This window comes from Micromonospora sp. NPDC047670, assembly GCF_043204915.1.
Lineage (GTDB): Bacteria > Actinomycetota > Actinomycetes > Mycobacteriales > Micromonosporaceae > Micromonospora.
Genome location: NZ_JBIDDA010000009.1, coordinates 13,905 through 37,907, shown reverse-complemented (window position 1 = coordinate 37,907; position 24,003 = coordinate 13,905). Strand labels below are relative to the sequence as shown.

Here is a 24,003-nt window from a genome sequence, read left to right as displayed (position 1 = left end):
CTCGCAAGCTCACTCCTCGCGCTCACGGGTGCTCCGGCGGACGGACGGTCGGGGGCTCGACCACCTGGCGGCCCTGCCCGGACACCGGGCAGCTCGTCCGCACCGGGCAGACCCGGCACTTGGAGTTGGCGACCGCGGCGAAGGTGGCGGCGGCCATCGTATCGGCGGTGCGCCGCACCAGCGCGGTCGCCCAGCCGGCCTCCGGGCCCTCCCCGGCCGGCGGCTGGCTCTGCTCCTTCGCGTCCTTCGCCCCGGTGCCGAGCTGCACCAGCGCCGCCCCGCCGGACTCCTCGCCGAACTCGGCGAACGCCCCCGCCTCCACCGCCGCCTGGTACGCGCCGAGCTGCGGGTGCTCGGCGAGGTCGTTCGCGGTGACCGCGGTGGACTTGCCGGTCTTCAGGTCGATCACGACCAGCCGGCCGTCGGCGTCGACCTCCAGCCGGTCCACCCGGCCGGCCAGCTCGACCGGCCGGTGCGGGTCGTCCAGGCGGACCGCGAACTCGTGCTCGATGGCGAGCAGCCGGCGCGGGTTGGCCGCGAGCCAGCGCAGCAGCTTGTCGACCATCGCCTCGGCGCGGACGCGCTCCGGGCCGACCATCCAGCGGGCGGCCAGCTCGATCGCGTCGAACCGGGCGGCGACGTAGTCCAGCAGTGCGCCCCGGTCGACGCTGGCGTCCTCGGCGAGCATCGCGGCGGCGTGCACCAGGTTGCCGACCCCCTGGGCGGCGCTGGCCGGGGCGCTGCCGCCGTGCCGCTCCAGCAGCCAGCGCAGGCTGCACCGCAGCGCGCTCTCCATGCCGGACGGGGTGACCCGGACCGGCTCGCCCTCCTCGACCAGCGGCCGGTCGTCGGAGAGCTGCCGCAGGCCCCACCAGTCGTCCGGGTGCGCGCCGGCCACCCCGGCGGCGGCGAGGCGGGCCAACTCGGCCGCCGCCGCCTGCCGCCGGGCGTAGGACGCGGCCGGGTCGCTGACGGCGGTACGCAGCTCCGCCACCAGCGCCGGCAGGGTGAGCGCGCGGGGTGGCCGGCTCACCGGCAACGTCCCCGGCCGGTCGGGCTCCTCCTCGGCCGCCGCGACCCCGCCGTCGCCCGGCCGCTCCGCCACCGCCCCGGACCTCGGCCGGTCGGCGCCCGACCCGCCCGCCGTCGGGTCTCCGCCCGGGGTCGGTCCCGCCGGGGTCGGCCCCGCGCCGTCCGGGCCGGCCGGGGGCGGCGGCGCGTCGTCGTCCGGCGGGGTCGAATCGGTCGGGCCCAGCTCGTAGAGGAAGCGGCTCGGCTGTTCCTCGTGGTCGTCGCCGCCCACCGCGGCGGAGGCGACCGCGCTCACCAGCAGCCGGCGCCGGGCCCGGGTGACGGCCACGTGGAACAGCCGCCGCTCCTCGTCGAGCAGCGCCGAGGTCTGCCCGACCAGGGTGGCCACCGTGCCGGCGCCGGCGGCCCGGCCGGCCAGCACGTCGACCAGCCGCTCGGAGCCGAGCAGGCTGCCGCGCAGCCGCAGGTCGGGCCAGACGCCCTCCTGCACCCCGGCCACCGCCACCAGATCCCACTCCAGCCCCTTCGCGGCGTGCGCGGTGAGCAGCCGGACCGCCTCGCCCCGGTCGGCGGTCGGGGCGAGGGTGTCGGCCGGCAGGTCCTGGTTGAGGACGTGGTCGAGGAACACCTCGGTGCGCGCACCGGGCAGCCGGTCGGTGAACCAGGCCGCCGCGTCGAAGAGCACCATCACGGCGTCGAGGTCCCGGTCGGCGGCCTCGGCGCGGCGGCGCCGGGCCACGTCCCCCTCGCCGGTCACGGTCTGGCCCCGGCCGATCGCCGCGGACCACAGCTCGGCCAGCCCGCTGGCCCGCCACACCGCCCAGAGCACGTCCTCCGCCGTGGCGCCGGGCCGGGCGGCGGTCTCCCGGGCGACGGCCAGCAGACCGGCCACCGTCTGCGCCGGCTCGGCCCAGCGCCGCTCGATCCCGGCCAGCTCGGCCGGGTCTCGCAGCGCCTCGACGATCAGCTCGCCGGAGGGGCGGCGGTCGCCGGCGGCCAGGGCCAGGGCACGCAGGCCCTGCCGCAGCCGCCGCTCGGCCAGCGGATCGGCGCCGCCGAGCGGCGAGTGCAGCAGCGCGACAGCGGCCTCCTCGTCGAGCCGCTCGGGCTCCAGCGCGCAGCGCAGCAGGAGCAGCAGCGGCGCGACCGCCGGTTGCAGGTGCAGCGGCAGGTCCTCCCCGTGCACCACGGTGGGCACCCCGGCGGCGTGCAGCGCGCGTTGCAGCGAGGGCAGCTGCCGCCCGGTGGAGCGCACCAGCACGGCCATCTCCGACCACGGCACGCCGCCGAGCAGGTGCGCCTCACGCAGCGCGTGGGCCAGCCAGGCCGCCTCGCTGGTGGCCGAGCGGAAGGTGCGCACCTCCACCGAGCCGGGCGGCGCGTCGGGCAGCGGGTGCACCCTGCGGTGCGCGGCCGGGCCGCGCAGCCGCCGGGCCAGCCGGCCGGCCGCCGCGAGCAGTCGGGGCCCGGCCCGGTAGGAGGTGGTCAGCACCACCTGCGCGGCGGGCGCCCCGGAGGCGGTGCGGAAGTGGTGCGCGAACGTGGTCACCACCGCCGGGTCCGCGCCGCGGAAGGCGTACGTGGACGAATCCGGGTCGGCGAACGCGACCAGGGGCTTGCCGCCGCCGGCCACCGTCGCGAGCAACTCCTGCTGGGCGGGATCGGTGTCGGCCAGCTCGTCGACGTAGACGTACGCCAGCCGGCGGCGCTCGGCCGCGAGCAGCTCGGGGTCGTCGAGCAGCATCCCGGTGGCGGCCCGGACCAGCTCGGCCGGGTCGTACGCGACGGAGCCGCGGTTGCTGACGTCGCGCAGGGCGAGCACGGCCACGTACTCCCGGAGGAAGCGCGCGGCGGCCGGCCAGTCGGCGCGACCGAGCTTCTCGCCCAGCCGGGCCAGCTCCACCGGGCCGACGCCGCGCTCGGCGGCGCGCATCAGCAGGTCGCGCAGCTGCGCCGCGAAGGCCCGGGTGCGCAGCGCGGGGCGCAGGTCCTCCGGCCAGCCGACCGGGTCGTCGCCCGGTTCCTCGCCGACGACGTCGAGCAGCTCGCGGATGATCAGATCCTGCTCCGGGCCGGTGAGCAGTCGGGGGGACGGCTCGCCCCGCTCGGCCGCCGCGCGGCGCAGCAGCCCGAAGGCGTACGCCGGGAAGGTGCGCACCAGCGGCTCGCGCAGCACCCGGCGCCCGTCGCCGGCCGCCCGGGCCTCGATCCGCCGGCGCAGCGCGGTGGCGCCCCGGCGGCCGAAGGTGAGCACCAGGATCCGCTCCGGGTCGACGCCCTCGGCCACCCGCGCGGCGACCGCCTCGACCAGGGTGCTGGTCTTGCCCGTGCCGGGACCGCCGAGCACCAGCATCGGCCCGTCGGTGTGCGCGACGACCTCCGCCTGGCGCGGGTCGGTCAGCCGGGCCGCCCCACGGTGCGCGTCATCGCCGGCCGGCCCCCCGGACCGCCGCTCGACCTCGGCCGGCCCCCCGGACCGCCCGTTACCCCGGGCCGCCTCGGCGGGCCGGCGCACCAGCCGGTACGCCTGCATCTCCTCATCCCACCACGCCTGTACGACACCTCCACCCCGCCACCCCGCCCCACGGACGGCACCGAGCCACCGTCCCGCCCTCGCGGCGGGGTGGGGCGGGTCAGGTCAGGCGAGGTCGAGTTCCAGTACGTCCAGGGCGGCCGAAACCGTGTCGGCGACGGTGAGCAGGTCCAGCCCGGCAGGCTTGAGGAAGGTCTGGTCGGCCAGGGCGCCCAGCCAGTCGAGCATCGGGCGGTAGAAGCCGTCGGTGTCGACCAGCACCATCGGCTTGGTGTGCAGGGCGAGCGTCGCGGTCGTCCAGACCTCGAACAGCTCGTCGAGCGTGCCGAGACCGCCCGGCAGGGTGAGGAACGCGTCCGACTTGTCGATCATGAGGGTCTTGCGGCTGGCCATCGAGTCGGTGACGAGCAGCTCGTCCGACGCCAGGTCGGCGACCTCCAGGTCGACCAGCGACTGCGGGATCACCCCGATCGTCCGCCCGCCGGCCGCCCGCGCGCCGTCCGCCAGCGCGCCCATCATGCCGACGCACCCGCCGCCGCTGACCAGCGTGTGCCCGCGTCGGGCGATCTCCGCGCCCGTCTCGGCCGCCAGGTCCAGCCAGCGCCGGTCGAGCGTGCGGGAGGAGGCGCAGAACACGCAGATGGCCGCCATGCCTCAGCGCTCCCGGCCCTCGTCGCCCGCCCGGCGCGGCCCGGCGGCGGACCCGCCGGAGGCACCGCCGCCCGGCCCACCACCGCCGGGCGCGTCGGTGCGGCCGGCCGACCGGGCGCCGTTCGCCGACCCGGCCGCGGCGGCGGCCTGCTGCTCGGAGGCGGTGACCGCGACGGCCTCCTCGCGGACCGCCTCCTGCTCGGCGGAGAGGGCGGCCTCGGCCTCCACGATGTGCCGGACGGCCGCGTCGACCTCGTCGGTCACGCAGATCAGCTCCAGGTCGACCGACCCGATCTTGCCGTCGGCGGCCATGGTGTCGCGCAGCCAGTCGAGCAGGCCACGCCAGTAGTCCGCGCCCATGAGCACCACGGGGAACCGGGTGACCTTGCCGGTCTGCACGAGGGTGAGCGCCTCGAAGAGCTCGTCCATCGTGCCGAAGCCGCCGGGCAGCACGACGAATGCCTGCGCGTACTTGACGAACATCGTCTTGCGGGCGAAGAAGTAGCGGAAGTCGATGGCCAGGTCGACCCAGTCGTTGAGGCCCTGCTCGAAGGGGAGCTCGATGCCCAGCCCGACGGAGAGCCCGCCCGCCTCGCTGGCGCCCCGGTTGGCCGCCTCCATCACGCCGGGCCCGCCACCGGTGATCACCGCGTAGCCGGCCCGCGCCAGGGCCGCGCCGAGCGCCTCGGCCAGCCGGCACTCCGGGCTCTCCGGCCGGCTGCGGGCGGAGCCGAAGACGCTGACCGCCGGCGGCAGGTCGGCGAGGGTGTCGAAACCCTCGACGAACTCGGAGAGGATGCGCAGCGCCCGCCAGGCGTCCTTGGTCTTCCAGTCGCCCCGCCCCCGCGAGTCGAGCAGGCGCTGGTCGGCCGTGCTGCCCGTGATCGCCTGCCGCCGCAGCGTCACGGCTCCCCGGTGCCGTTCCCGTCCCGGCTCGCGGCCGGCCTCCCGCCCGTTGCTCTGACCCATGGGAGCAACCGTAGTGGAGCGGCACCCGTCGGGTGTGCGGGGCGAGGAGCCCGGAAATTAGTTCCGGATCTTGGGCAACGAAATCGCTCGCGCGGACGTCTACTATTCACATACCGGGTATGCCCCGGCACGCGCCTTCGGGGGAGGAGCCAGCGTGATCAGCAACAGCGAGATGATCCGGATCCGGCGGCAGATGCAGCGCCGCATCCGCGATGTGGTGGCCGAGCGCCGCCGCGCCCGCCTGATGGAGCCGTCCGCCGCCGACCAGGGCGGCCCGACCGACGCCCGGCCCACCGCCGACGCGTCCGCCACCGTCTGACCGCACCCACGACACGGCGCCGACCGGGAGGTCCACGTCACCGAGCACCGCTCGGCCGAGCCGGACCTCCCGGTCGCGCGTGCGGACCGACACCACCGGGACGGCCGGCGCGCGCCACCGCCGGGGGTGTCGGCCGGGCACGCGCCCGACCCGCCGCGGGCCGTCAGGCGGAGGCGAGCCAGCGGTGCAGTGTGGCGGCGCCGTCCCGGATCTTGCTGATCTCGACGTGCTCGTCGGGGTGGTGGGCCAGGTTCGGGTCGCCGGGGCCGAAGTTCAGGGCCGGCACGCCCATCGCCGCGAACCGGGCGACGTCCGTCCAGCCCAGCTTGCCGATCGGCGCGGCGCCGACCGCCGCGAGGAACTCCCGGGCCGGGGCCGCCTCCAGCCCGGGCGGGGCCCCGGCGGCCGAGTCGGTGACCCGCACCTCGAAGCCGGCGAAGACCTCGCGCAGGTGCGCCTCCGCCTCGGCCGGGGTGCGGTCCGGCGCGAACCGGTAGTTGACCTCGATCTCGCACCGGTCCGGCACCACGTTGCCGGCCACGCCGCCCTGGATGCGGACCGCGTTCATCCCCTCCCGGTAGTCGCAGCCGTCGATGGTGACGCGCCGGGCCTCGTAGCGGGCCAGCCGATCGAGCACCTCGCCCGCCGCGTGGATCGCGTTCACGCCGTGCCAGGAGCGGGCGGAGTGGGCGCGTACGCCGGTGGTGGTGACGATCGAGCGCATGGTGCCCTGGCAACCGGCCTCGACGATGCCGTACGTCGGCTCCAGCAGCACCGCGAAGTCCGCCTCCAGCCACTCCGGGTGCGCCTCGGCGACCAGGAAGAGACCGTTGTACTTCGACTCGATCTCCTCGGCCTCGTAGAAGAAGTAGGTCACGTCGTAGCGCGGGTCCGGCAGGGTCACCGCCAGGTGCAGCGCGTACGCCACCCCGGACTTCATGTCGGAGGTACCGCAGCCGTACATGAGGTCGCCGCGCATGGTCGACGGGAAGTTGTTGTTGAGCGGCACCGTGTCCAGGTGGCCGGCCAGCACCACCCGCTGGTCCCGGCCCAGGTCGGTCCGCGCCATCACCGTGTTGCCGTGCCGGTGGGTGGTCAGGTGCGGCACGCCCCGCAGCACCTCCTCCACGCAGTCGGCGATCGCCTTCTCGTTGAGGGACACGGACTCTATGTCGACCAGCGCACGGGTCAGCGCCACCGGATCGGCCAGGACCTCGGGGGTCAGCGGGTTCTCCATGGTTCGCACGGTACCGTCAGATCGGGTGAGCGCGAGGAGCGAGCGTTCCGGGGCGGCCGCGTGGAGGCGGCCGCGCGGGGGCGCGCGGCGGGCCGCGACCCGCAGCCACGAACGAGAGGTGAATCAGTGACGTCCGAATCCGCCTGGGGCATCGGCCTGGCCACCGTGACCGCTGACGACCAGGTGCTCGACACCTGGTATCCGACCGGCAAGCTGGGGCTCGGCGAGCTGCCGCTGGTCGCCGGCGAGGACGAGGCGGACGTGCTGGACCTGCCGCCGGGAGCGGTCGGCGACCGGGCGCTGCCCGGGCTGCGTACCGTCCAGGTGGTCACCGTGATCGGCTCGCTGGACGACCCGATCAAGGACGCCGCGGACGCGTACCTGCGGCTGCACCTGCTCTCCCACCGCCTGGTGCGGCCCAACGAGCTCAACCTCGACGGCATCTTCGGCAAGCTGGCGAACGTGGCCTGGACGTCCGCCGGGCCGTGCCCGCCGGAGCGGGTGGACGAGCTGCGGGTCATCGAGCGGGCCGCCGGCCGCCACCTGGCCGTGTACGGGGTGGACAAGTTCCCCCGGATGACCGACTACGTGGTGCCCTCCGGCGTGCGGATCGCCGACGCCGACCGGGTGCGGCTCGGCGCGCACCTGGCCGCCGGCACCACCGTGATGCACGAGGGCTTCGTCAACTTCAACGCCGGCACGCTGGGCACCTCGATGGTCGAGGGGCGGATCGTGCAGGGCGTGGTGGTCGGCGACGGCTCCGACATCGGCGGCGGCGCCTCGATCATGGGCACCCTCTCCGGCGGCGGCACGGAGAAGGTCCGCATCGGCGAGCGCAGCCTGATCGGCGCGAACGCGGGTGTGGGCGTCTCCCTCGGCGACGACTGCGTGGTCGAGGCGGGCTGCTACATCACCGCCGCCTCCAAGATCACGCTGCCGGACGGCCGGGTGGTCAAGGCCCGCGAGCTGTCCGGGGTGGACGGCCTGCTGTTCTGGCGCAACTCGGTCACCGGCGCGCTGGAGGCGAAGCAGCGCAGCGGTCGGGGCATCGAGCTGAACGCCGCGCTGCACGCCAACGACTGACGGTCGCCCCGTCGGGTCCGCGGTCGGCCGCGGACCCGACGGGGGTACGCCTCACCGCAGGCGGTACGCCTGGATGACGCGCTGGGTGACCGTGTTGCCGGCGGTGTCCCGGGCGGTGGCCCGCAGCGAGACGTGTCCGGGGCCGGCGGGGTGCCGCACGGTGGCCGTCCAGCCGTCCCCGCCGGAGCGGACCCGGGCCCGCTGCCAGGTCTTTCCGCCGTCGTAGGAGACGTCGACGGTCAGCGCCGCGACCCGGGCCGAGGGCGCGCCCGGCTGCCGCTCCACCCGGACGGGGATCGCGAAGCTCCGGCCCGCCGGGGCGGCGTTCTCCCGGTCGAGCCGGGGCGTGAACCGGATCGCCGACGCCGGCAGCGCGGCCGGGTCGTCCCCGGCGACGTGCCGGGACCGGAACGTCCACGTGGCCGCCACCTCCGTGGAGAGGTCGGTGAAGCTCCGCTTCGACAGCACCTCCACCCGGTAGTCGGCCGCGCCCGGTGGCACCTCGAACTCCCCGTACGCCGGCTCCGCGTTCTCACCGACCAGCACCCCGTTGCGGTAGAGGGCGGTGCGGGCGGTGTCGGCGAGCGAGCCGCCGGGGTGCCCCTCGGCGTCGCTGTGCAGCGGCAGGTTCACCCCGATGCGGTCGCCCCGCCGGGTGATCCCCGCCGCCGGGAACGACGGCCCGTACGGCGCGCTGTTCCAGCTCTCCCGGTAGTGCCGCCCGGCCCGCAGGCTCCGCTCCTCGCCGAACAGCACCGCCTTCACGTCGGTCCAGCCGTCCGCCGCCGGGACCCCGAAGTCCAACTCCGAAGACCAGCGCACGCCACGGGTGTTGTGGTGCTCGACCCGCTGGCCGGGGGTCGCGGTGGGCAGGACGACCGCCCAGCCGCCGAGGTCCGGGTCCCGGTGCGGGAAGACCACGCGCTCGGTGACCAGGCCGGGGCTGCCGCCGTTGAACCGGTGGGTGACGGTGGCCAGGTCCTTCGCCCGGTAGTGCCGGACGAAGCCGGCCGGCATCCGGCCGGGCACCGCCTCGCTGAGCGCGTAGAGGTAGGGGCTGCTCTCCGCCTCCCGGTCGGCCCACTGGCTACTCACCGAGGCGACGAACCGGTCCCCGGGCGCCGGCTGCCCCATGCCGCCCGCGTAGAGACCGTCGAAGCTCTCGGACAGCAGGGTGAAGCCGTAGCCGCCCTGGTCGGTGACGAAGTCCGCCCCGACGGTGACCAGCGCCGGGGTGGCCGAGCGCTGCGGCACGGTCATCCGCACCGGGCCGGCCCGGCGGGCGTCGACGGTGACCGAGGTGTCCCCGGCCACCACCAGTTCCGGCTGGCTGATCTGGCTGGCCGCGAGGAACTCCTCGCCGTCGAAGTCGTACACCACGCTGGACAGGCCGTAGCGCCCCTTGGGCACCCGCAGTTCGACAGTGCCGTCGGAGTCGTACAGGTCGTACGAGGCGAAGCCGTCCAGCGAGATCAACGTGGTGCTGTGCGCGCTCGACGCCCCGCCGGCACGGTCGAGGTGCCGGGCGGTCAGCGTGTAGCTCTCCACCTCCCGGTGCACGGCCAGCGGGGTGATGGCCACGGTGGCGCCGGAGCGGGCGACGATCCGGCCGGTGTAGTGGCCGTCGGGGCCGTCGACGCGGGTGTCGGCGGTGACGGTGGTGCTGGCCGTGCCGCCGGCCGGCACGGTGAGCCGGCTCGCGCCGAGGGTGAACACGCCGGTCGGGGCCGGCTTGCCGTCCGGGCCGGTCGCCTCGACGGCGAGGTCGAGGGTGATCGGGGCCGGGCCGTCGTTGCGCCAGGTCACGGTGCGGATGACCGGCGTGTCGTCGCCGTGCGGCCAGAGCGTCCGGCCGAAGGAGACACTGGCCGGGTCGCTGGTCACCGCCTGGGTGACCGCGCGGGCCACGTCGACCCGCCCGGCCCCCTGCTCGTACCCGGTCTGCCCGGGGTGCGGCTTCGCCGAGGCCATGAGGGTGGCCTTGAGCCGCCCGGCGGTCCAGTCGGTGTGCTGCTGGGCGAGCAGCGCGACCGCGCCGGTGACGTGCGGCGCGGCCATCGACGTGCCGGACAGGGCCACGTACCCGTCTCCGGCCGGCTCGCCGATCACCCCGTCCCGGCTGCGCGCCGCGACGATCCCCACACCGGGGGCGGTGATGTCCGGCTTGAGGGCGTCGTCACCCGTGCGGGGGCCGCGGCTGGAGAAGTCGGCGAGGCTGTCGTCCCGGTCGACGGCGCCCACCGAGAGCGCGGCGTCGGCGCTGCTGGGCGAGCTGACGGGCGCGAACCCGCCGTCGTTGCCGGCGCTGATCACGAAGAGTGCGCCGGTCTGCGCGGTGAGCGCGTTGACGGCCTCCTCCAGCGGGTCTACCTCGGGGGTGTCGAAGCCGCCGAGACTCAGGTTGATCACGTCGGCTCGCTGCTCCACCGCGGCCCACTGCATCCCGGCCAGGATCGCCGACTCGGGGCATCCGGCGGTCTCGCAGACCTTCCCGTCCAGCAGCGTCGCGTCCGGGGCCACGCCGCGGTGCCGACCGCCGGAGGCGGCGCCGCTGCCAGCGACGATCGACGCGACGTGGGTGCCGTGCCCGACCACGTCGCCGGGCGCGGCCTCCTCGGTGAAGTTGCGCGCCTGCGCCACCCGGCCGGCCAGATCCGGGTGCGTGGCGTCCACCCCGGTGTCCAGCACGGCCACCCGCACACCCCGGCCGGTGAGGCCGGCCTGGTGCGCCGCCGGCGCGCCGATCTGCGGCACGCTGCGGTCGAGGGTGGTCCGCCGCCGGCCGTCGAGCCAGATCCGGTCGACACCCCCCGCCGCGCCGACTCTCGTGCCGGCGGCGGTGACCGCCGCCCAGACCTCGCCGGCCCGCCGCTTGGCCGCCGTGGCGGCGACCCCGCCGACGGCGGGCAGTTCGCGGGTGACCCGCACCCCGCCCGGCACGGCCGCGCGCCGGGCGGCGCCGGCCCCGCCGGTGATGAGCACGGGCAGGTCGTCGCGCCGGGAGTCGTCGTAGCCGGCGGCGATCAGCTCGGTGACGTCGAACAGCCGCCGGTCGACCCGGCCGGCCCGGATCAACGCCACGGCGTCCTGCGGCACGACGGAGAGGTGGCCGCGCTCCCGCCGGGTCAGGAAACGGATCTTCTCGCGCCCCGGCGCGGGACGCACGCTCGCCCCGGCGTCGGTGACGGTGACCCGGTCCCCGGTGAGCAGGGTGACCGTGGTGGAGCGCCTGTCCGCCGTGGGGGCCGGCGGGGCCGCTCCCGGGCCGGCGGTCGCCTCCGGACGGGCGTCGGGCCCGGTGGGTGCCTGGGCGACCGCCATGCCGGGGGTGCCGAGCACCAGAGCGAGCACCAGGCCGAGACCGACCATTCTTCTTCTTCGCTGCAACGGATCCTCCTCGTCGGGCGTTACTACCTGTGGGAGAGACGTGCATTGACGGTCATCATATTTACATACCCGGTATGCATAATGATGTCCGGAAGATGACGGACCAGCCAACGGACGGACCGACCGTTCGGCATGATCGACTGGTGACCTCCATGAAGGAACGCATGCTGGCCGGCGAGCCGTACATCGCCAACGAGCCGGAGATCGTCGCCGACCTGGACCGGGCGGCACGGCTGATGGAACGCTTCAACACCAGCTCCGCGGCCGACCCCGAGGGCCGACTCGCGGCCCTGCGCGACCTGCTCGGCGAGGTGGGCGACGGGACCTGGGTCCGGCCACCATTCCACTGCGACTACGGCTCGCAGATCCGGATCGGGCCGCGCAGCTTCGTCAACTTCAACGCGGTCTTCCTCGACGTCGCCCCGATCACCATCGGCGCGGACGTCCAGATCGGACCGAACGTGCAGCTGCTCACCCCCACCCACCCCGTCGAGCCCGGACCGCGCCGCGACAAGTGGGAGGCGGCCAAGCCGATCACCATCGGCGACAACGTCTGGCTCGGCGGCGGGGCGATCGTGCTCGCCGGCGTCACCATCGGGGAGAACACCGTCGTCGGCGCGGGGGCCGTCGTGACGAAGGACCTGCCGGCCAACGTCGTCGCGCTGGGCAACCCGGCCCGCGTCGTACGACAGCTCGACTGACCTCGGTCAAGCCCCGGTGAGCCGCCGTCCGGTCGGCCCGGCTCAGCCGCCGGTGGACCGGCCCGCCCCGACAGGCGGCGGCTCGTCCAGCCGGACGACCAGATCGGCGCGGTGCGCGGTGCCGGCCACCAGGGCGGCGTTGGTCTCGTCGCTGCCCGTCGCCCACGCCCGGGCCTGCTCCGCCGACCGCCCGTACGCCTGGTGCCGGGCGGTCAGCCGGCGCAGCCTCAGCTCGGCGTCCAGGTCCAGGAACCACGTCTCGTGCAGCAACTGCCGCACCTCGTCCCAGGGCGTCGCCGTCACCAGCAGGTAGTTGCCCTCGGTGACCACCAGCCGCACCGACGGCGGCACCTCGATCGACCCGGCCACCGGCTCCTCCAGGTCCCGGCGGAACGCCGGCGCGTAGACCGCGGTCGGCTCCAGCCGGCGCAGGCGTCGCAGCATCGAGACGTAGCCGTTGGCGTCGAACGTGTCGATGGCGCCCTTGCGCTCGGCTCGGCCCAACCGGCGCAGCTCGGCCTGGGCGAGGTGGAAGCCGTCCATCGGCACCAGCCGGGCCGCCGGGCCGACCGCCTCGACGATCCGCTCCGCCAGCGTGGACTTGCCCGCGCCGGGCGCCCCCGCGATGCCGAGCAGTTGCCGCGGGCCGGCGTCGGCCAGGGCGCGCGCCCGCGCCACCAGCTCGTCGACCCCGACGACCCGGGCGGTCTCCATCAGCCGAGCACCGGCTCGCTGATCGCGAACCGCGCGTGCACCGCCGCCTGCACGGTCTGCGGCTGCGGGTCGAGCTCCAGCTCGGGCGGCCCGCTCTCGGCGCCGCCGCCCATCCCGTACGCCATGCGGCTCATCATCGGCCGTTCCGCCGCGCCCGCGTCGGCCAGCTCGATCAGGGCGGTCACCCGGGCACCGAGCGCCTCCGCGTACTCGCGGGCGCGCAGCAGCGCGTCGGCGATCGCGGCGTGCCGGGCCTCGCGGTGGGCCGGGCTGTCCGGCCGCAGCGACCACCACGGCCCGGCCACCTCGACCTGGTCCTGGTCGGCCAGGCGCAGCATCAGCTCGCCCAGCGCGGTGAAGTCGCTGACCGTCACGGTGGTGGCCACGCTGCCGTGGTACGCGATCACGCGCTCGCCGGAGCGCCTGGTCTCCGGCCGGACCCGCAGCTCGCCGGTCTCGCGCCGGTCGATCGCGGCGCCGTAGCCGTCCAGCAGCACCCGGACGGCGGCGGCCCGCTCGGCCAGCCGGGTCAGGGTGACCTCCCGGTCCCGGTCGCGCGCCGTCGCGGTCACCGTGAACTGCGCGATCTCCGGCGCGACCTCCCGGTACGCCTCGCCGCGCACCGCCACCACCGGCCCGTCCACCATGCCCTCACCCTAACCGCGCGCCGGCCCACCCGCGCGCGGGAAACAACGGTCAGGCCGGTCCGGCGTCCGCCGGAAGGTGCGCGGTGTACGAGACGGTCCCGGCGTCGACGCGGCACCCGCTCAGGTAGCCGCCGGCCGCCCCGAGATCCCACAGGTACGCGACCTCCGCGGCAGCGTCCCCGGCGACGGGGAACGTGCGCTCCCGGCTGACGAAGTTCCGCCCGGACAGCACGGCACGGGCCGCCGCCGCCTCCCGGTACCGCGAGGTCAGTGCCTCGGCGTCCCCCGCCCGGACCGCCCCCGCCAGCTTGTCCAGGAAATCGGTGACCCGGGCCAACTCCTCGAGCACGCGCTCCCGGTTGCTGAGCAGCATGTTGGCGGTCCGCTCGGCAGGGGTGCCGGCGACCCGGCTACCGTCACGGAAGCTGCCGGCGGCCAGTGCGAGGACGGCGTCTCGCAGGGGTGCCCCCTGCACCGCCCCGGCGAGCGCGCCGGCCAGCAGGTGCGGCACGTGCGAGGACAGCGCGACCGCCGTGTCGTGCTGGGTCGGCGACATCGGCACCAACCTGGCCCGGAACACGTCGATGATCAGCGGAGCCAGCCGGCGGAACGCCGCCACTCCGGCCGGGTCCGGGCAGAGTACCCAAGCCGCGCGGTCGAGCAGCGCCGGACTGGCCGAGGTGACGCCGGCTCGGTCGGCTCCGGCCATCGGGTGGCCGGGGACGAAACGATGCCCGACGCCCCGCGTGTCGGCGAAGGCGGCCAGCGCCGCCTTCGTGCTACCCACGTCGGTGAGCACGCAATCCTCGTCGGTGGCGGCAGCCACCCGACTGAGCATCCTGGGCAAGCTGGGCAGTGGTCCGCAGAGGAAGACGAAGTCCCGGTCCGCCACCGCCTCCTCGACGGTGTCCGGGCAGGCGAACCCCTGCTCGTGAGCGTACCGTCGGGTCGCCGGGTCCGGGTCCCAGCCGGCGACGTCGAGCCCGGCGTCGCGCAGCCGGAGCAGCACCGAACCACCGATCATTCCGGTACCCACCACCGCCGTGCGCGCCCGTCCGCCGGTACTGCCTGCCAATCGGCCCACCTCGGCGTCTCCGTTTCGGTACGGGGCACACCAGACCACCCCGCCCCGGTCGGGCCGAGGATATCGCCCGGCCCTGGTCAGCCCCAGCCGCTGGTCACCTTCTCCCGCCATTGCGCGAACGGGGTGCCCGGGTCGTCACGGTCGAGGTACGCCCAAGGCAGTTCGGTCACCACGTCGCCGATCCGCCGAAACTGCTCTGCCGCCGCCGCGTACTCACCGCCCAGCGCGAAGCACATCGCAAAGTTGTTGTGCGGCGCGGCCCAGCCCGGGTACCGCCCGTGTTCCGCGTGGCGCACCGAACGATCCGCGGCCGAGTGCAGTTCGGCGAGCACCTCGGACTGTTGCAGGTACTGATCGTCTTCACCGTCCGGCAGCTTCAGCCAGATCTCCAGATGCGCCATCGACACGAGGTGCGCCAGTCCCGTCCCGGGCGGTGCCTCCGCCGCTACGGCGCGGGCGAAGTCGAACATCTCCTCGTGGCTGCCGAACCACTTCGCACAGCGGTACTGGAGCATCTGGACATGTGCCAGTCGGTGCCAGGGATGCCGCGCCACCACCTCGTGGAAACGCCGCTCCGCCTCCGTCCGGTCGACCTGGAGCCCTCGCGCGGCGGTGATCAGGAAGGAGCGTGCGGTCGTGTCCTCCGGTTCACGCGCGACGACCGCGTCGAGGCACTCCTCGGCCAGCGCCAGCCGCCGGTGGAACTCGCGGAACTGCTCCTCTCTCGTTCGCGACGCCCAGGCGGCGCCACGCGCCTCCCACGCCCAGTTGACCGCGTGTGCCCCGCGCACCAGCAGAGGGATGGTGGATCGGGGTTCCGCGTCCGACCACTCGCCGATCCAGTCCTGCACACCCGGTACCCGGCTTGCGGCCCAGAGGCAGAAGGCGTGATGGTCGGGGTCGGTGACCGGCGTCAGAACGTCCCGTGCCGCCCGCCAGTCCCGCCGTCGTAGTGCCTCACACAACGCCTGGGCGGCGGGGTCGCCCATCGCTGTGTCCACCGGCAGCGCTGGCCCGCTCCGCCCTGTCCTCCGCCGAAAGGGCCACATGTCGATGCTTCCTCTCCCTGCTGCCGCAGGCCGGCGAGAAGTGACCGAGGTGCGGCCGGTCAACCTCTGACCGGCCGCCAAGTGATCAGGGCTGGGCGAGTCGGCCGGCGACCGCCGCCACGTGCTCGTCGGACTCGGTCAGCGCCACCCGGACGTGCTGGCGGCCGGCAGGACCGTAGAAGGCTCCCGCGGCGACCAGGATGCCGCGGCGGGCCAGCCAGTCGACCGTCGCCCAGCAGTCCTCGTCGCGGGTCAGCCAGAGGTAGAGACCCGCCTCGGAGTGCTCGACGGTGAAGCCGGCGCCGGTGAACGCGGCGTGCAGGATCTCCCGCCGGGCCCGGTAGCGCTCCCGCTGCTCGTCGGCGTGCCGCTCGTCGCGCAGCGCGGCCACCATCGCGGCCTGCACCGGCGCGGGCACGATCATCCCGGCGTGCTTGCGGACCTTGAGCAGCTCCGCCACGAGCGCCGGATCGCCGGCCACGAACCCGGCACGGTAGCCGGCCAGGTTGGACCGCTTGGAGAGCGAGTGCACCGCCAGCACACCGTCGTACGACCCGCCACACACCTCGGGCGAGAGCACCGAGACCGGCTCGGCGGACCAGCCCAGCGGCAGGTAGCACTCGTCGCTGGCGACCACCGCGCCGCGCTCCCGGGCCCAGTCGACGACCTTGCGCAGGTGGGCCGCCGGCAGCACCCGCCCGGTGGGGTTGCCCGGCGAGTTGACCCAGACCAGGCGCACCCGGGGGGTCGGGCCGACCGCGGTGAGCGAGTCGGCGCGCACGACCGTGGCGCCGGCGAGCCGGGCCCCGTCCTCGTAGGTCGGGTAGGCGATCGACGGCACCACGACGACGTCACCCGGGCCCACCCCGAGCAGGGTGGGCAGCCAGGCGACGAGCTCCTTGGAGCCGATCGTCGGCAGCACGCCGAGAGCGTCGGCACCCGCCCCGCAGGCCCGCGCGACCCAGGCGGCGATCGCCTCGCGCAACGCCGGGGTGCCGGCGGTCAGCGGGTAACCCGGGGCGTCCGACGCGTCGGCCAGCGCCCGCCGGATCACCTCGGGCACCGGGTCGACCGGCGTGCCCATGGAGAGGTTGATCAGGCCCTCGGGATGCGCCGCGGCCAGCGCGGCCGCGGCGTCCAGGGTGTCCCAGGTGAACTCGGGCAGCCGCGACGAGACCGGCGCGGGGCGGTTCAGTGGCCCTCTCCGCGCGGCGGCTGCGCGGCGACGAAGGACGCGTCCTTCTCCACCTTGCCGATCTTCGAGGCGCCACCGGGCGAGCCCAGGTCCTCGAAGAACTCGTAGTTGGCGCCGGTGTAGTCCTTCCACTGCTCCGGGACGTCGTCCTCGTAGAAGATCGCCTCGACGGGGCAGACAGGCTCACAGGCACCGCAGTCGACGCACTCGTCGGGGTGGATGTAGAGCATCCGGTTGCCCTCGTAAATGCAGTCGACCGGGCACTCCTCGATGCATGCCTTGTCGAGCACATCCACGCACGGCTCGGCGATGATGTAGGTCACCGGTCTTCTCCTCCGCAAGACACGCCGCGATCACCCGCGACGCTAAGAGCCTAGTATCTCGCCGGGGAGGGGGTCGATCGTGCTCCGACAGCAGGATGTGGGACACCGGATCGTGGTTCGCCGGATTGTGGGGATTCGCGAAGGCCGGCCCCTCTTCTCGGACGCCCTGGGCGAGCTGGTCGAGCTGAGCGAGACCCATCTCACTCTCGCCACCGCGCAGGGCCGGCTCCGGGTCCCGGTCACCGAGGTGCACCGGGCCAAGCGGGTGCCGCCGACCCGCCGGCCCACCGCCGCGGCCGTCATCGAGTTGGAGCTGGCCTCCGACGAGGCGTGGCCGGCCGCCGTGCGGGGACGGCTGGGCGACTGGCTGCTGCGCGCCGCCGACGGCTGGTCCGGCCGGGCCAACTCGGCGCTGCCGGTGGGCGACCCGGACCGGCCGCTGCCCGCCGCGCTCGACGCGGTGGAGCGTTGGTACGCCGACCTCGGTCAACCGGCGATGGTCAACACCCCGCTGCCGCTGGCCGCCCCGGTCGGCGCCGAACTCGACGCGCGCGGCTGGGGCAGCCGCCCGCCGGTGCTGGTGCAGACCGTGCCGCTGGCGGCGCTGCCGCCGGCCGCGCCGGCGCCCGCCGACTCACCGCCGGTCGAGCTGGCCGCCGCGCCGTCGGACGACTGGCTCGCCATCGCCGCCGGCCGCAAGGGCGGCCTGCCCGACGCCGCCCGGCACGTGCTCACCGCCGTGGGACAGGTCCGCTTCGCCCACGTGTACGCCGGCGGCACGCTTCTCGCCATCGGCCGGGGCACGGTCACCGGGCAGGGGCGCTGGCTCGGGCTGAGCCTGATCGAGGTGCGGCCCGAGGCGAGGCGGCAGGGCCTGGCCGGCCGGGTCGTCCGCGCGCTCGCCGACTGGGGCGCCACGGCCGGCGCGTCGCGCGCCTTCCTCCAGGTCGAGCAGCGCAACACGGCGGCCGTGGCCCTCTACCGCACCCTCGGCTTCACCACGCACCACACCTACCTGACCCGCACCGCCCCGCGGTGACGCCCTGCGCCGGGGCCGCCGGCACCGCTCAGCGGCGGACGATCCTGCGTGGCTTCGTGGCCCTCAGCTCGGCGTACCGCTTGAGGGACTGCGAGCGGTGGTCGAGGCCGAGCGCCGTGAGCAGCAGGTAGCCGAGCAGCACGCCGATGCCGGTCGCCGCGAGGTAGAGCCAGATCTGGGCGAAGAACGTGCCGGCGCCCCCGCCGAACGGGTTCTCCCCGACCAGCAGCGGGCCGACCAGCACCGTCAGCAGCAGCGCGATGCCGACCGCGGCGGCCATGTCGGCCCCCCAGGCGGCGACCGGCCGACGCCTGCCCCAGACGAAGGCGACCGCGGCCAGCACCAGCCCGATCACCACGAACATCCCGAGCGACACCCGGTCGGCGGCGGTGTCGTCACCGTCGAAGCCGAACCGGGTGACCAGCCGGGCGACCACGTTGACCGCGAACAGCGCGACCGCGAGCACCCCGATCGCGCGCCACCGCTCCCTCATCGCACGCCTCCCGCCGTACCGCCCGCCTCCGCGGCGGGCTTCCTGGCAGGAATATCTACCACCGCAACCTGGGTGTCGTCAGTCCCCCGGACGGGCCGGCGGTGGCGCCAGGATCTGCCGGAAGCCCATCACGGCGAAGGTCATCGCGCCGGCCACGATCATCGCCAGGCCGACCCAGTTGTCGCCGGCGACGAGCAGGTCCCCCTCGGCGGTGCGGACCGCCGCGACCGCCATCAGGACGAACCAGGGCAGCGCGGGCAGCGCCACCGCCCAGCGGCGGCCGACGGCCTCGTGGGCGAACCAGCTCAGCGCGACGTTCGCCGCGACGGCGAGGAGCACCGAGACGCCGATCAGCTGCCCGCCGACCCGGAGCGTGGCGAGCAGCAGCTCCAGCACCGCGGTGAGCACCCCGCCGAGGACGGCGACCAGTCCGCCGGCCACCCGCAGGGCGAGGTCGAGCAGCGGCCGGTGCCGTGCGGGCGGCGGCGGGGCGCTCTCCTCGGGGACGACCGACATCGGCGCGGCGGGCAGCGTCACCGGAGGCCGGCCGCCCCGACCGGGGACCGGTCCGGGCCGTCGGCGACGTCGAGCCCGGCGAAGAGGTCGTCCTCCCAGCCGTACGGCCCGCTGCCCGGGCCCTTCTCGCCCACCGCGAGGGTGTAGTACTCCACGCCCATGAACTCGCTGCCGAAGTTGCCGGCGATCGAGTAGAGCCAGGAGGTGTCGGGGATCTGGGTGGCGTGCGCCCGCATCGCCGCCTCCTTGGCCGCGTGCTGGTCGGTGGCGTCTATCCGGGCCGCGATCTGCGCGTCCGGGGTGCCGAAGGGCAGCTCGGAGACGTCCCCGATGCCGGCGAAGGGATTGTCCGACGACTCGGCGAAGTGGGTCAGCCCGGCCTCCAGCACGCTGAGCGGCATCGCCGTCCAGTAGACCTTCGCCGGGGCGAAGCCCTCGGCGGCGGCCAGCTCGTACGCGCGCATCGCCACCCGGTGCGCCTGGATGTGGTCGGGGTGCCCGTAGAAGCCGTTGTCGTCGTACGTGATCATGACCTGCGGGCGCACCTCCCGCATGATCTCCACCAGGTGCCCGGCGGCCTCGTCGAGGTCGGCCTGCCAGAAGGCCCGGGGGTGCTCGTTGGTGGCGAGCCCCATCATGCCGGAGTCGCGGTAGCGGCCGGCCCCGCCGAGGAAGCGGTGGTCGGTGACGCCGAGCGCCGCGCAGGCGGCGTTCAGCTCGGCGATGCGCCAGCCACCGAGCTGGTCGGCCTCGGCGGCGGCGAGCTGGGCCAGCGCCGGCACGTGGATCTCGCCCTCCTCGCCGAGGGTGCAGGTCACCAGGGTGACGTGGGCGCCGGTGGCGGCGTAGTGCGCCATCGTCGAGCCGGTGCCGATGGACTCGTCGTCGGGGTGCGCGTGGACCAGCAGGAGGCGGCGGTCGGGCAGCGTCGTCACGGTGGTCACTCTAACCGGCGGTTCTCCCCCGCCGGCCCTGACGCGTCCACGCAGGTCGGCCACATCACCCCCGGCGCCGCTCTACGATCTGGCGTGTGGACTTTCCGGAGCTGGCCGCCCGCACCCGCCGGTTCAGCCGCGGAGCGCCGCGTGCGGTCTCCGTGGCCGACGACGGCTCCCGGGTGGTCTTCCTGCGCTCCGCCGGCCCGGAGGACCCGGCCGACGCGCTCTGGCTCCTCGACGTGGCCACCGGCGAGGAACGGCTGGTCGCCGACCCGGCGGCGCTGCTCGGGGCGGACGCCGACGTCGACGCGCTGAGCCCCGGCGAGCGCGCGCTGCGCGAGCGGCTGCGGCTGAGCGCCTCCGGGATCGGCTCGTACGCGCTGGACGGCGCCGGCCGGGTGGCGGTCTTCGCGCTGGCCGGCCGGCTGTTCCGGGCCGACCTGGTGCACGGCGACGTGGTCGAGGTGGCCACCGTCGGGCCCGCGCTCGACCCGCGACCCGACCCGACCGGGCAGCGCCTGGCGTACGTGACCGACGCCGCCGAGGGGGTCCGCCGGGGCCAGCTGCGGGTGGTCGAGGACGACGGCACCGACACCCTGCTGGCCGGCGAGGACTCCGGGGTGACGTGGGGGCTGGCCGAGCACATCGCGGCCGAGGAGTTCGACCGGTTCCGCGGCTACTGGTGGGCGCCGGACGGGCGCTCGGTGCTGGCCGCCCGGGTGGACGAGTCCCGGCTGGACCGGTGGCACCTGCACGACCCGGCCGACCCGGCGAGCCCGCCGACGACGGTCGCGTACCCCCGGGCGGGCGGCCCGAACGCGGAGGTCAGCCTGCACCTGCTCGACCTCGACGACGGCTGGGTCGACGTGCACTGGGACCGGGAGACCTACCCGTACCTGACCGCGGTGCACTGGGCCGACGGCGGGCCGCTGATCACCGTGCTGCGTCGTTCCCAGCAGCACGGCCTGGTGCTCGCCGTCGACCCGCGCACCGGCGAGACGCAGGTGCACGCCGAGCTGGCCGACCCGCGCTGGGTGGAGCCGATCCCCGGCACCCCCGCGCACCTGCCGGACGGCCGGGTGCTGGTCGGTGGCGAGCTGGCCCACGACGGGTACGACGCCCGCTGCCTCTTCGCCGACGGGACCCTGCTCACCCCGCCGTCGCTGTACGTGCGGCGGGTGGTGGGGCGGCTGCCCGGCGGCACCGGCCCGGCCGACCTGCTCGTGGAGGCGAGCGACGGGGAGCCGAGCGAGCGGCACCTGTTCCGGGTCCGCACCACCATCGGCGGCGGCGTCGACGCGCGCCGGGTCACCACGGACCCGGGCTGGCACACCGCCGCGGTGGGCGGCGACGTGCTGGTGGTGGGGAGCGCCTCGCTCGACCATCCGGGCACCCGCTGGACGGTGTGGCAGGGCGAGCGCGAGGTGGCCGTGCTGCGCTCGTTCGCCGCCACCCCGCCGTACTCGCCGTTGCCGCTGCTGGAGCGGGTCACCGACCGGCGGCTGCCGACGGCGGTGCTCTATCCGGACAACTACGTCACGGGGCGGCGGCTGCCGGTGCTGCTGGACGTCTACGGCGGGCCGGGGCACCAGGAGGTGCTGGCCGCCCGCTCGGCCTGGCTGGAGCGGCAGTGGTGGGCCGACGCCGGCTTCGCGGTGGTCACCATCGACAACCGCGGCACGCCGGGGGTGGCCCCGTCGTTCGAGAAGGCGATCCACCGGCGGGTCGCCGACGTCGTGCTGCTCGACCAGGTGGACGCGCTCACCGCGCTGGCCGGCAAGCACCCCGACCTCGACCTCGGCCGGGTCGCCGTGCGCGGCTGGTCGTTCGGCGGCTGGCTGGCCGGGCTGGCGGTGCTGCGCCACCCGGAGCTGTTCCGGTGCGGCATCGTCGGCGCGCCGGTCACCGACTGGGCGCTGTACGACACGGCGTACACCGAGCGCTACCTGGGCCTGCCGGACGACGGCACGGACATCTACGCGCACCACTCGCTGGTGGAGCTGGCCGGCGAGCCGGTGCGCGATCCGGCGGCGGCCCGGCCGCTGCTGCTGGTGCACGGCCTGGTCGACGACAACGTGGTGGCCGCGCACACGCTGCGCCTGTCGGCGGCGCTGCTGGCGACCGGCCGCCCCCACTCGGTGCTCCCGCTGACCGGCGCCACCCACATGGCCGCCGGCGGTACGGCGGAGCGCCTGCTCAAACTGGAGCTGGACTTCGTCCGACAACACCTGCTCTGAGGCCGGGTGGACGTATGGAGGCCCCGGCCGACGACGCTGTCGACCGGGGCCCGTCCGTGCGGTTGGTGCCTGGGGGTTACTGCTTCACGTACGCGTTCACGAAGGCCGGGTAGCCGAAGACGCTGGAGACGTAGACCCCACCGACCTTGGAGCCGTGCACGAGGTAGGCCACGTCGACGTAGAGCGGCACGACCGGGGCGTGCTCCTTCATGATCCGCTCGTCGAGCTTGGCCCACTCCGGGCCCTGGTCGGCCGGCGGGAGGGCCAGGATCCGGTCGAACTCGGCGTTGATCGCCGGGTCGTTGAAGTACGCGCTGTTGCTGTTGCCCTCGGCCTTGATGGTGCGGCCGTCGTAGAGCACCGGCAGGATCGAGGCGCCGCTCGGCCAGTCCGCCGCCCAGTTACCGATGTAGAGGTCCCAGGGGTTGTCCTTCTTCTTGACCTCGTCGAGCTTCGAGTCGTCCGGGATGTTCCGGACGGTGATCTTGAAGCCGGCCCGCTCCAGGTTGCCCTTGAGCTGGGTCGCGATCTGCTGCTCGGTCGTGCTGTCGGCGACGCCGAGGACCAGCGCCGGCGTCTGGCCGCCGAGCAGCTCCTTGGCCTTGTCGACGTTGCCGTTGGCGCCGGCCGGGTAGGCGTCGTACGCCTTGAAGCCGATCGTCGACGGCGGCATCAGCGTGGTCAGCGGCGAGGCGACGGTCTGGCCGCCGACCGCCTTGATCAGGCCCTCGCGGTCGATGGCGTAGTTCAGCGCCTGGCGGACCTTGAGGTCCTTGACCCGCTGGTTGTTGATGACGAGCTGGTTGGCGCTCGGCGTCGGGGAGAGGATGCTCCGCTGCTTGAGCGCCGGGTCGTTGGCGACCTTGGCGACCAGCGAGGCGGGCACGAAGTTCCAGGCGACGGCGCTCTGGTCCGCGCCGTTGTCGGCGATCACCCGGTTGTTGGCGGCGTCGGCGGTCGGGCCGAAGCTCCAGACGAACTGGTCCGGGTACTGGTGCCGCACCGGGTCGGTCTTCGGGTCCCAGTTCGGGTTGCGGTCCAGGGTGAGCTGCACGCCCACCTGGTTCTTGGCGACCTTGTAGGGGCCGGACGAGAACGGCGCGTTGTCCAGGTTGACGCCGGTGTCCTTGTCCGCCGGCAGCGGCGCGGTGGTCGGCAGCGAGGCCGCGAACGGCAGGTCACAGCGCGGCTTGGCGAACTCGAAGCGCAGGGTCTTCGCGTCCGGGGTGGTCAGGCCCGGGGGCAGCGAGGTCTTGTTCTTCTTGAAGTCCCACTTGGTGTCGAACTGCGGGCTGTCGGCCAGCCACTCCTGGATGTAGGTCGGGCCGCCCGACAGGTCCGGGTCGAACGAGCGGGCGATGCCGTAGGCGACCTCCTTGGAGGTGATCGGCCGGCCGTCCTCGAACTTGATCCCGTCCTTGAGCTTGAACTCCCAGACCTTGCAGTCGTTGTTGACGTTGGTGCCCGGCGTCTCGGCCAGGTCGCCGACGAGGACCAGGCCGCCCTTGCCGTCGTCCTTCCACGTGGTCAGGTAACGGGAGAACAGCGGCGAGGCCATCAGGCCGGCGAACGAGTACGTCCGCTGCGGGTCCAGGTGGGAGATGGGGGTCTCCCGGATGATGGTGAGCGTGCCGCCCTTCTGGGCGCCCGGCACCTCGGCCGCCGGACCCATCGAGTCCTTCGGGTCGCTCGCGATGACCCCGGTCTGCTGCCGGTTGGTGTCCACCGTGGTGCCCTCGCCCGTGTTCTCCGAGCACGCACCCAATGCCACAACCAGTGCGATCGCGCCGCCTGCGGCGGCCGCCACGCGTGGTCGCATCTCCTACCTCCTCCACCCAGGTGCCGCCGGGCGTGAA

The 24,003-nt window shown here is 74.8% G+C and carries 19 protein-coding genes and 1 pseudogene; 5 read left to right on the top strand and 15 right to left on the bottom strand.

Going from position 1 to position 24,003, the window contains the following annotated elements; translation table 11 throughout:
* Positions 1-22 precede the first annotated feature (22 nt).
* From ACGF7U_RS21665 to ACGF7U_RS21655, 3 genes and pseudogenes are all read right to left on the bottom strand, one after another.
* Positions 23-3,565, bottom strand: coding sequence for an ATP-dependent helicase (locus ACGF7U_RS21665; RefSeq protein ID WP_393109286.1), 3,543 nt, complete (start codon positions 3,563-3,565; stop codon positions 23-25).
* Positions 3,566-3,670: 105 nt separating this feature from the next.
* Positions 3,671-4,216, bottom strand: a complete 546-nt coding sequence (locus tag ACGF7U_RS21660; RefSeq protein WP_393109284.1) for a TIGR00730 family Rossman fold protein — start codon at positions 4,214-4,216, stop codon at positions 3,671-3,673.
* A gap of 129 nt (positions 4,217-4,345) precedes the next feature.
* Positions 4,346-5,185, bottom strand: a pseudogene (locus ACGF7U_RS21655) (TIGR00730 family Rossman fold protein); the annotation flags it as partial.
* A 154-nt stretch (positions 5,186-5,339) separates the two neighbouring features.
* Here ACGF7U_RS21655 and ACGF7U_RS21650 point away from each other — a divergent pair.
* The gene (locus tag ACGF7U_RS21650) at positions 5,340-5,504 is read left to right on the top strand and encodes a hypothetical protein (protein WP_393109282.1); all 165 of its coding nucleotides are present in this window, start codon (positions 5,340-5,342) and stop codon (positions 5,502-5,504) included.
* 163 nt (positions 5,505-5,667) lie between these two features.
* Here ACGF7U_RS21650 and dapE read toward each other — a convergent pair whose 3' ends face one another.
* The gene (gene dapE / locus ACGF7U_RS21645) at positions 5,668-6,741 is read right to left on the bottom strand and encodes a succinyl-diaminopimelate desuccinylase (protein ID WP_393109280.1); all 1,074 of its coding nucleotides are present in this window, start codon (positions 6,739-6,741) and stop codon (positions 5,668-5,670) included.
* A 126-nt stretch (positions 6,742-6,867) separates the two neighbouring features.
* On the opposite strand from dapE, the gene dapD reads away from it, so the two are divergent.
* Positions 6,868-7,824 (top strand): 2,3,4,5-tetrahydropyridine-2,6-dicarboxylate N-succinyltransferase, encoded by a 957-nt coding sequence (dapD, locus tag ACGF7U_RS21640; protein ID WP_393109278.1) that lies wholly within the window; start codon positions 6,868-6,870, stop codon positions 7,822-7,824.
* A gap of 51 nt (positions 7,825-7,875) precedes the next feature.
* On the opposite strand, the gene ACGF7U_RS21635 is transcribed toward dapD, so the two are convergent.
* Positions 7,876-11,193 carry a S8 family serine peptidase gene (locus ACGF7U_RS21635; RefSeq protein WP_393109276.1) on the bottom strand — a complete coding sequence of 1,106 codons (3,318 nt, stop codon included), beginning with the start codon at positions 11,191-11,193 and terminating at the stop codon, positions 7,876-7,878.
* A gap of 161 nt (positions 11,194-11,354) precedes the next feature.
* Here ACGF7U_RS21635 and ACGF7U_RS21630 point away from each other — a divergent pair, with 161 nt between their 5' ends.
* Positions 11,355-11,912, top strand: a complete 558-nt coding sequence (locus ACGF7U_RS21630; protein ID WP_393109274.1) for a sugar O-acetyltransferase — start codon at positions 11,355-11,357, stop codon at positions 11,910-11,912.
* A gap of 42 nt (positions 11,913-11,954) precedes the next feature.
* On the opposite strand, the gene ACGF7U_RS21625 is transcribed toward ACGF7U_RS21630, so the two are convergent.
* The 6 genes from ACGF7U_RS21625 to fdxA form a co-directional block, all read right to left on the bottom strand.
* A complete protein-coding gene (locus tag ACGF7U_RS21625) occupies positions 11,955-12,626 on the bottom strand; it encodes a nucleoside/nucleotide kinase family protein (RefSeq protein ID WP_393109272.1) in 672 nt (223 codons plus the stop codon).
* Positions 12,626-13,273, bottom strand: coding sequence for an SIMPL domain-containing protein (locus tag ACGF7U_RS21620; RefSeq protein WP_393109270.1), 648 nt, complete (start codon positions 13,271-13,273; stop codon positions 12,626-12,628). The genes ACGF7U_RS21625 and ACGF7U_RS21620 overlap by 1 nt, the downstream gene beginning before the upstream one ends.
* Before the next feature lie 49 nt (positions 13,274-13,322).
* On the bottom strand, positions 13,323-14,348 hold the full coding sequence (locus ACGF7U_RS21615) for a prephenate dehydrogenase (RefSeq protein ID WP_393109268.1): 1,026 nt from the start codon (positions 14,346-14,348) through the stop codon (positions 13,323-13,325).
* A gap of 86 nt (positions 14,349-14,434) precedes the next feature.
* Positions 14,435-15,346, bottom strand: a complete 912-nt coding sequence (locus ACGF7U_RS21610) for a DUF4034 domain-containing protein (RefSeq protein ID WP_393109266.1) — start codon at positions 15,344-15,346, stop codon at positions 14,435-14,437.
* 145 nt (positions 15,347-15,491) lie between these two features.
* Entirely contained in the window at positions 15,492-16,601 is a 1,110-nt protein-coding gene (dapC, locus tag ACGF7U_RS21605) for a succinyldiaminopimelate transaminase (protein WP_393109624.1), read from the bottom strand.
* Positions 16,598-16,924 (bottom strand): ferredoxin, encoded by a 327-nt coding sequence (gene fdxA, locus ACGF7U_RS21600; RefSeq protein ID WP_089005361.1) that lies wholly within the window; start codon positions 16,922-16,924, stop codon positions 16,598-16,600. The genes dapC and fdxA overlap by 4 nt, the downstream gene beginning before the upstream one ends.
* 79 nt (positions 16,925-17,003) lie before the next feature.
* Here fdxA and ACGF7U_RS21595 point away from each other — a divergent pair, with 79 nt between their 5' ends.
* A complete protein-coding gene (locus ACGF7U_RS21595) occupies positions 17,004-17,963 on the top strand; it encodes a GNAT family N-acetyltransferase (RefSeq protein ID WP_393109264.1) in 960 nt (319 codons plus the stop codon).
* Between the two features lie 28 nt (positions 17,964-17,991).
* On the opposite strand, the gene ACGF7U_RS21590 is transcribed toward ACGF7U_RS21595, so the two are convergent.
* The 3 genes from ACGF7U_RS21590 to mshB all read right to left on the bottom strand — a co-directional run bounded on the left by ACGF7U_RS21590 (position 17,992) and on the right by mshB (position 19,916).
* Positions 17,992-18,456: a hypothetical protein gene (locus ACGF7U_RS21590; protein ID WP_393109262.1), complete on the bottom strand. Its 465-nt coding sequence runs from the start codon at positions 18,454-18,456 to the stop codon at positions 17,992-17,994.
* A gap of 78 nt (positions 18,457-18,534) precedes the next feature.
* Positions 18,535-18,972 carry a hypothetical protein gene (locus ACGF7U_RS21585; protein WP_393109260.1) on the bottom strand — a complete coding sequence of 146 codons (438 nt, stop codon included), beginning with the start codon at positions 18,970-18,972 and terminating at the stop codon, positions 18,535-18,537.
* Positions 18,973-18,989: 17 nt separating this feature from the next.
* Positions 18,990-19,916: an N-acetyl-1-D-myo-inositol-2-amino-2-deoxy-alpha-D-glucopyranoside deacetylase gene (gene mshB / locus ACGF7U_RS21580; protein WP_393109258.1), complete on the bottom strand. Its 927-nt coding sequence runs from the start codon at positions 19,914-19,916 to the stop codon at positions 18,990-18,992.
* A gap of 86 nt (positions 19,917-20,002) precedes the next feature.
* Here mshB and ACGF7U_RS21575 point away from each other — a divergent pair, with 86 nt between their 5' ends.
* On the top strand, positions 20,003-22,147 hold the full coding sequence (locus ACGF7U_RS21575; protein ID WP_393109256.1) for a prolyl oligopeptidase family serine peptidase: 2,145 nt from the start codon (positions 20,003-20,005) through the stop codon (positions 22,145-22,147).
* Positions 22,148-22,223: 76 nt separating this feature from the next.
* Here the strand turns inward: ACGF7U_RS21575 and ACGF7U_RS21570 are convergent, their stop codons facing one another.
* Positions 22,224-23,966 (bottom strand): ABC transporter substrate-binding protein, encoded by a 1,743-nt coding sequence (locus ACGF7U_RS21570; protein ID WP_393109254.1) that lies wholly within the window; start codon positions 23,964-23,966, stop codon positions 22,224-22,226.
* Positions 23,967-24,003: the final 37 nt, after the last annotated feature.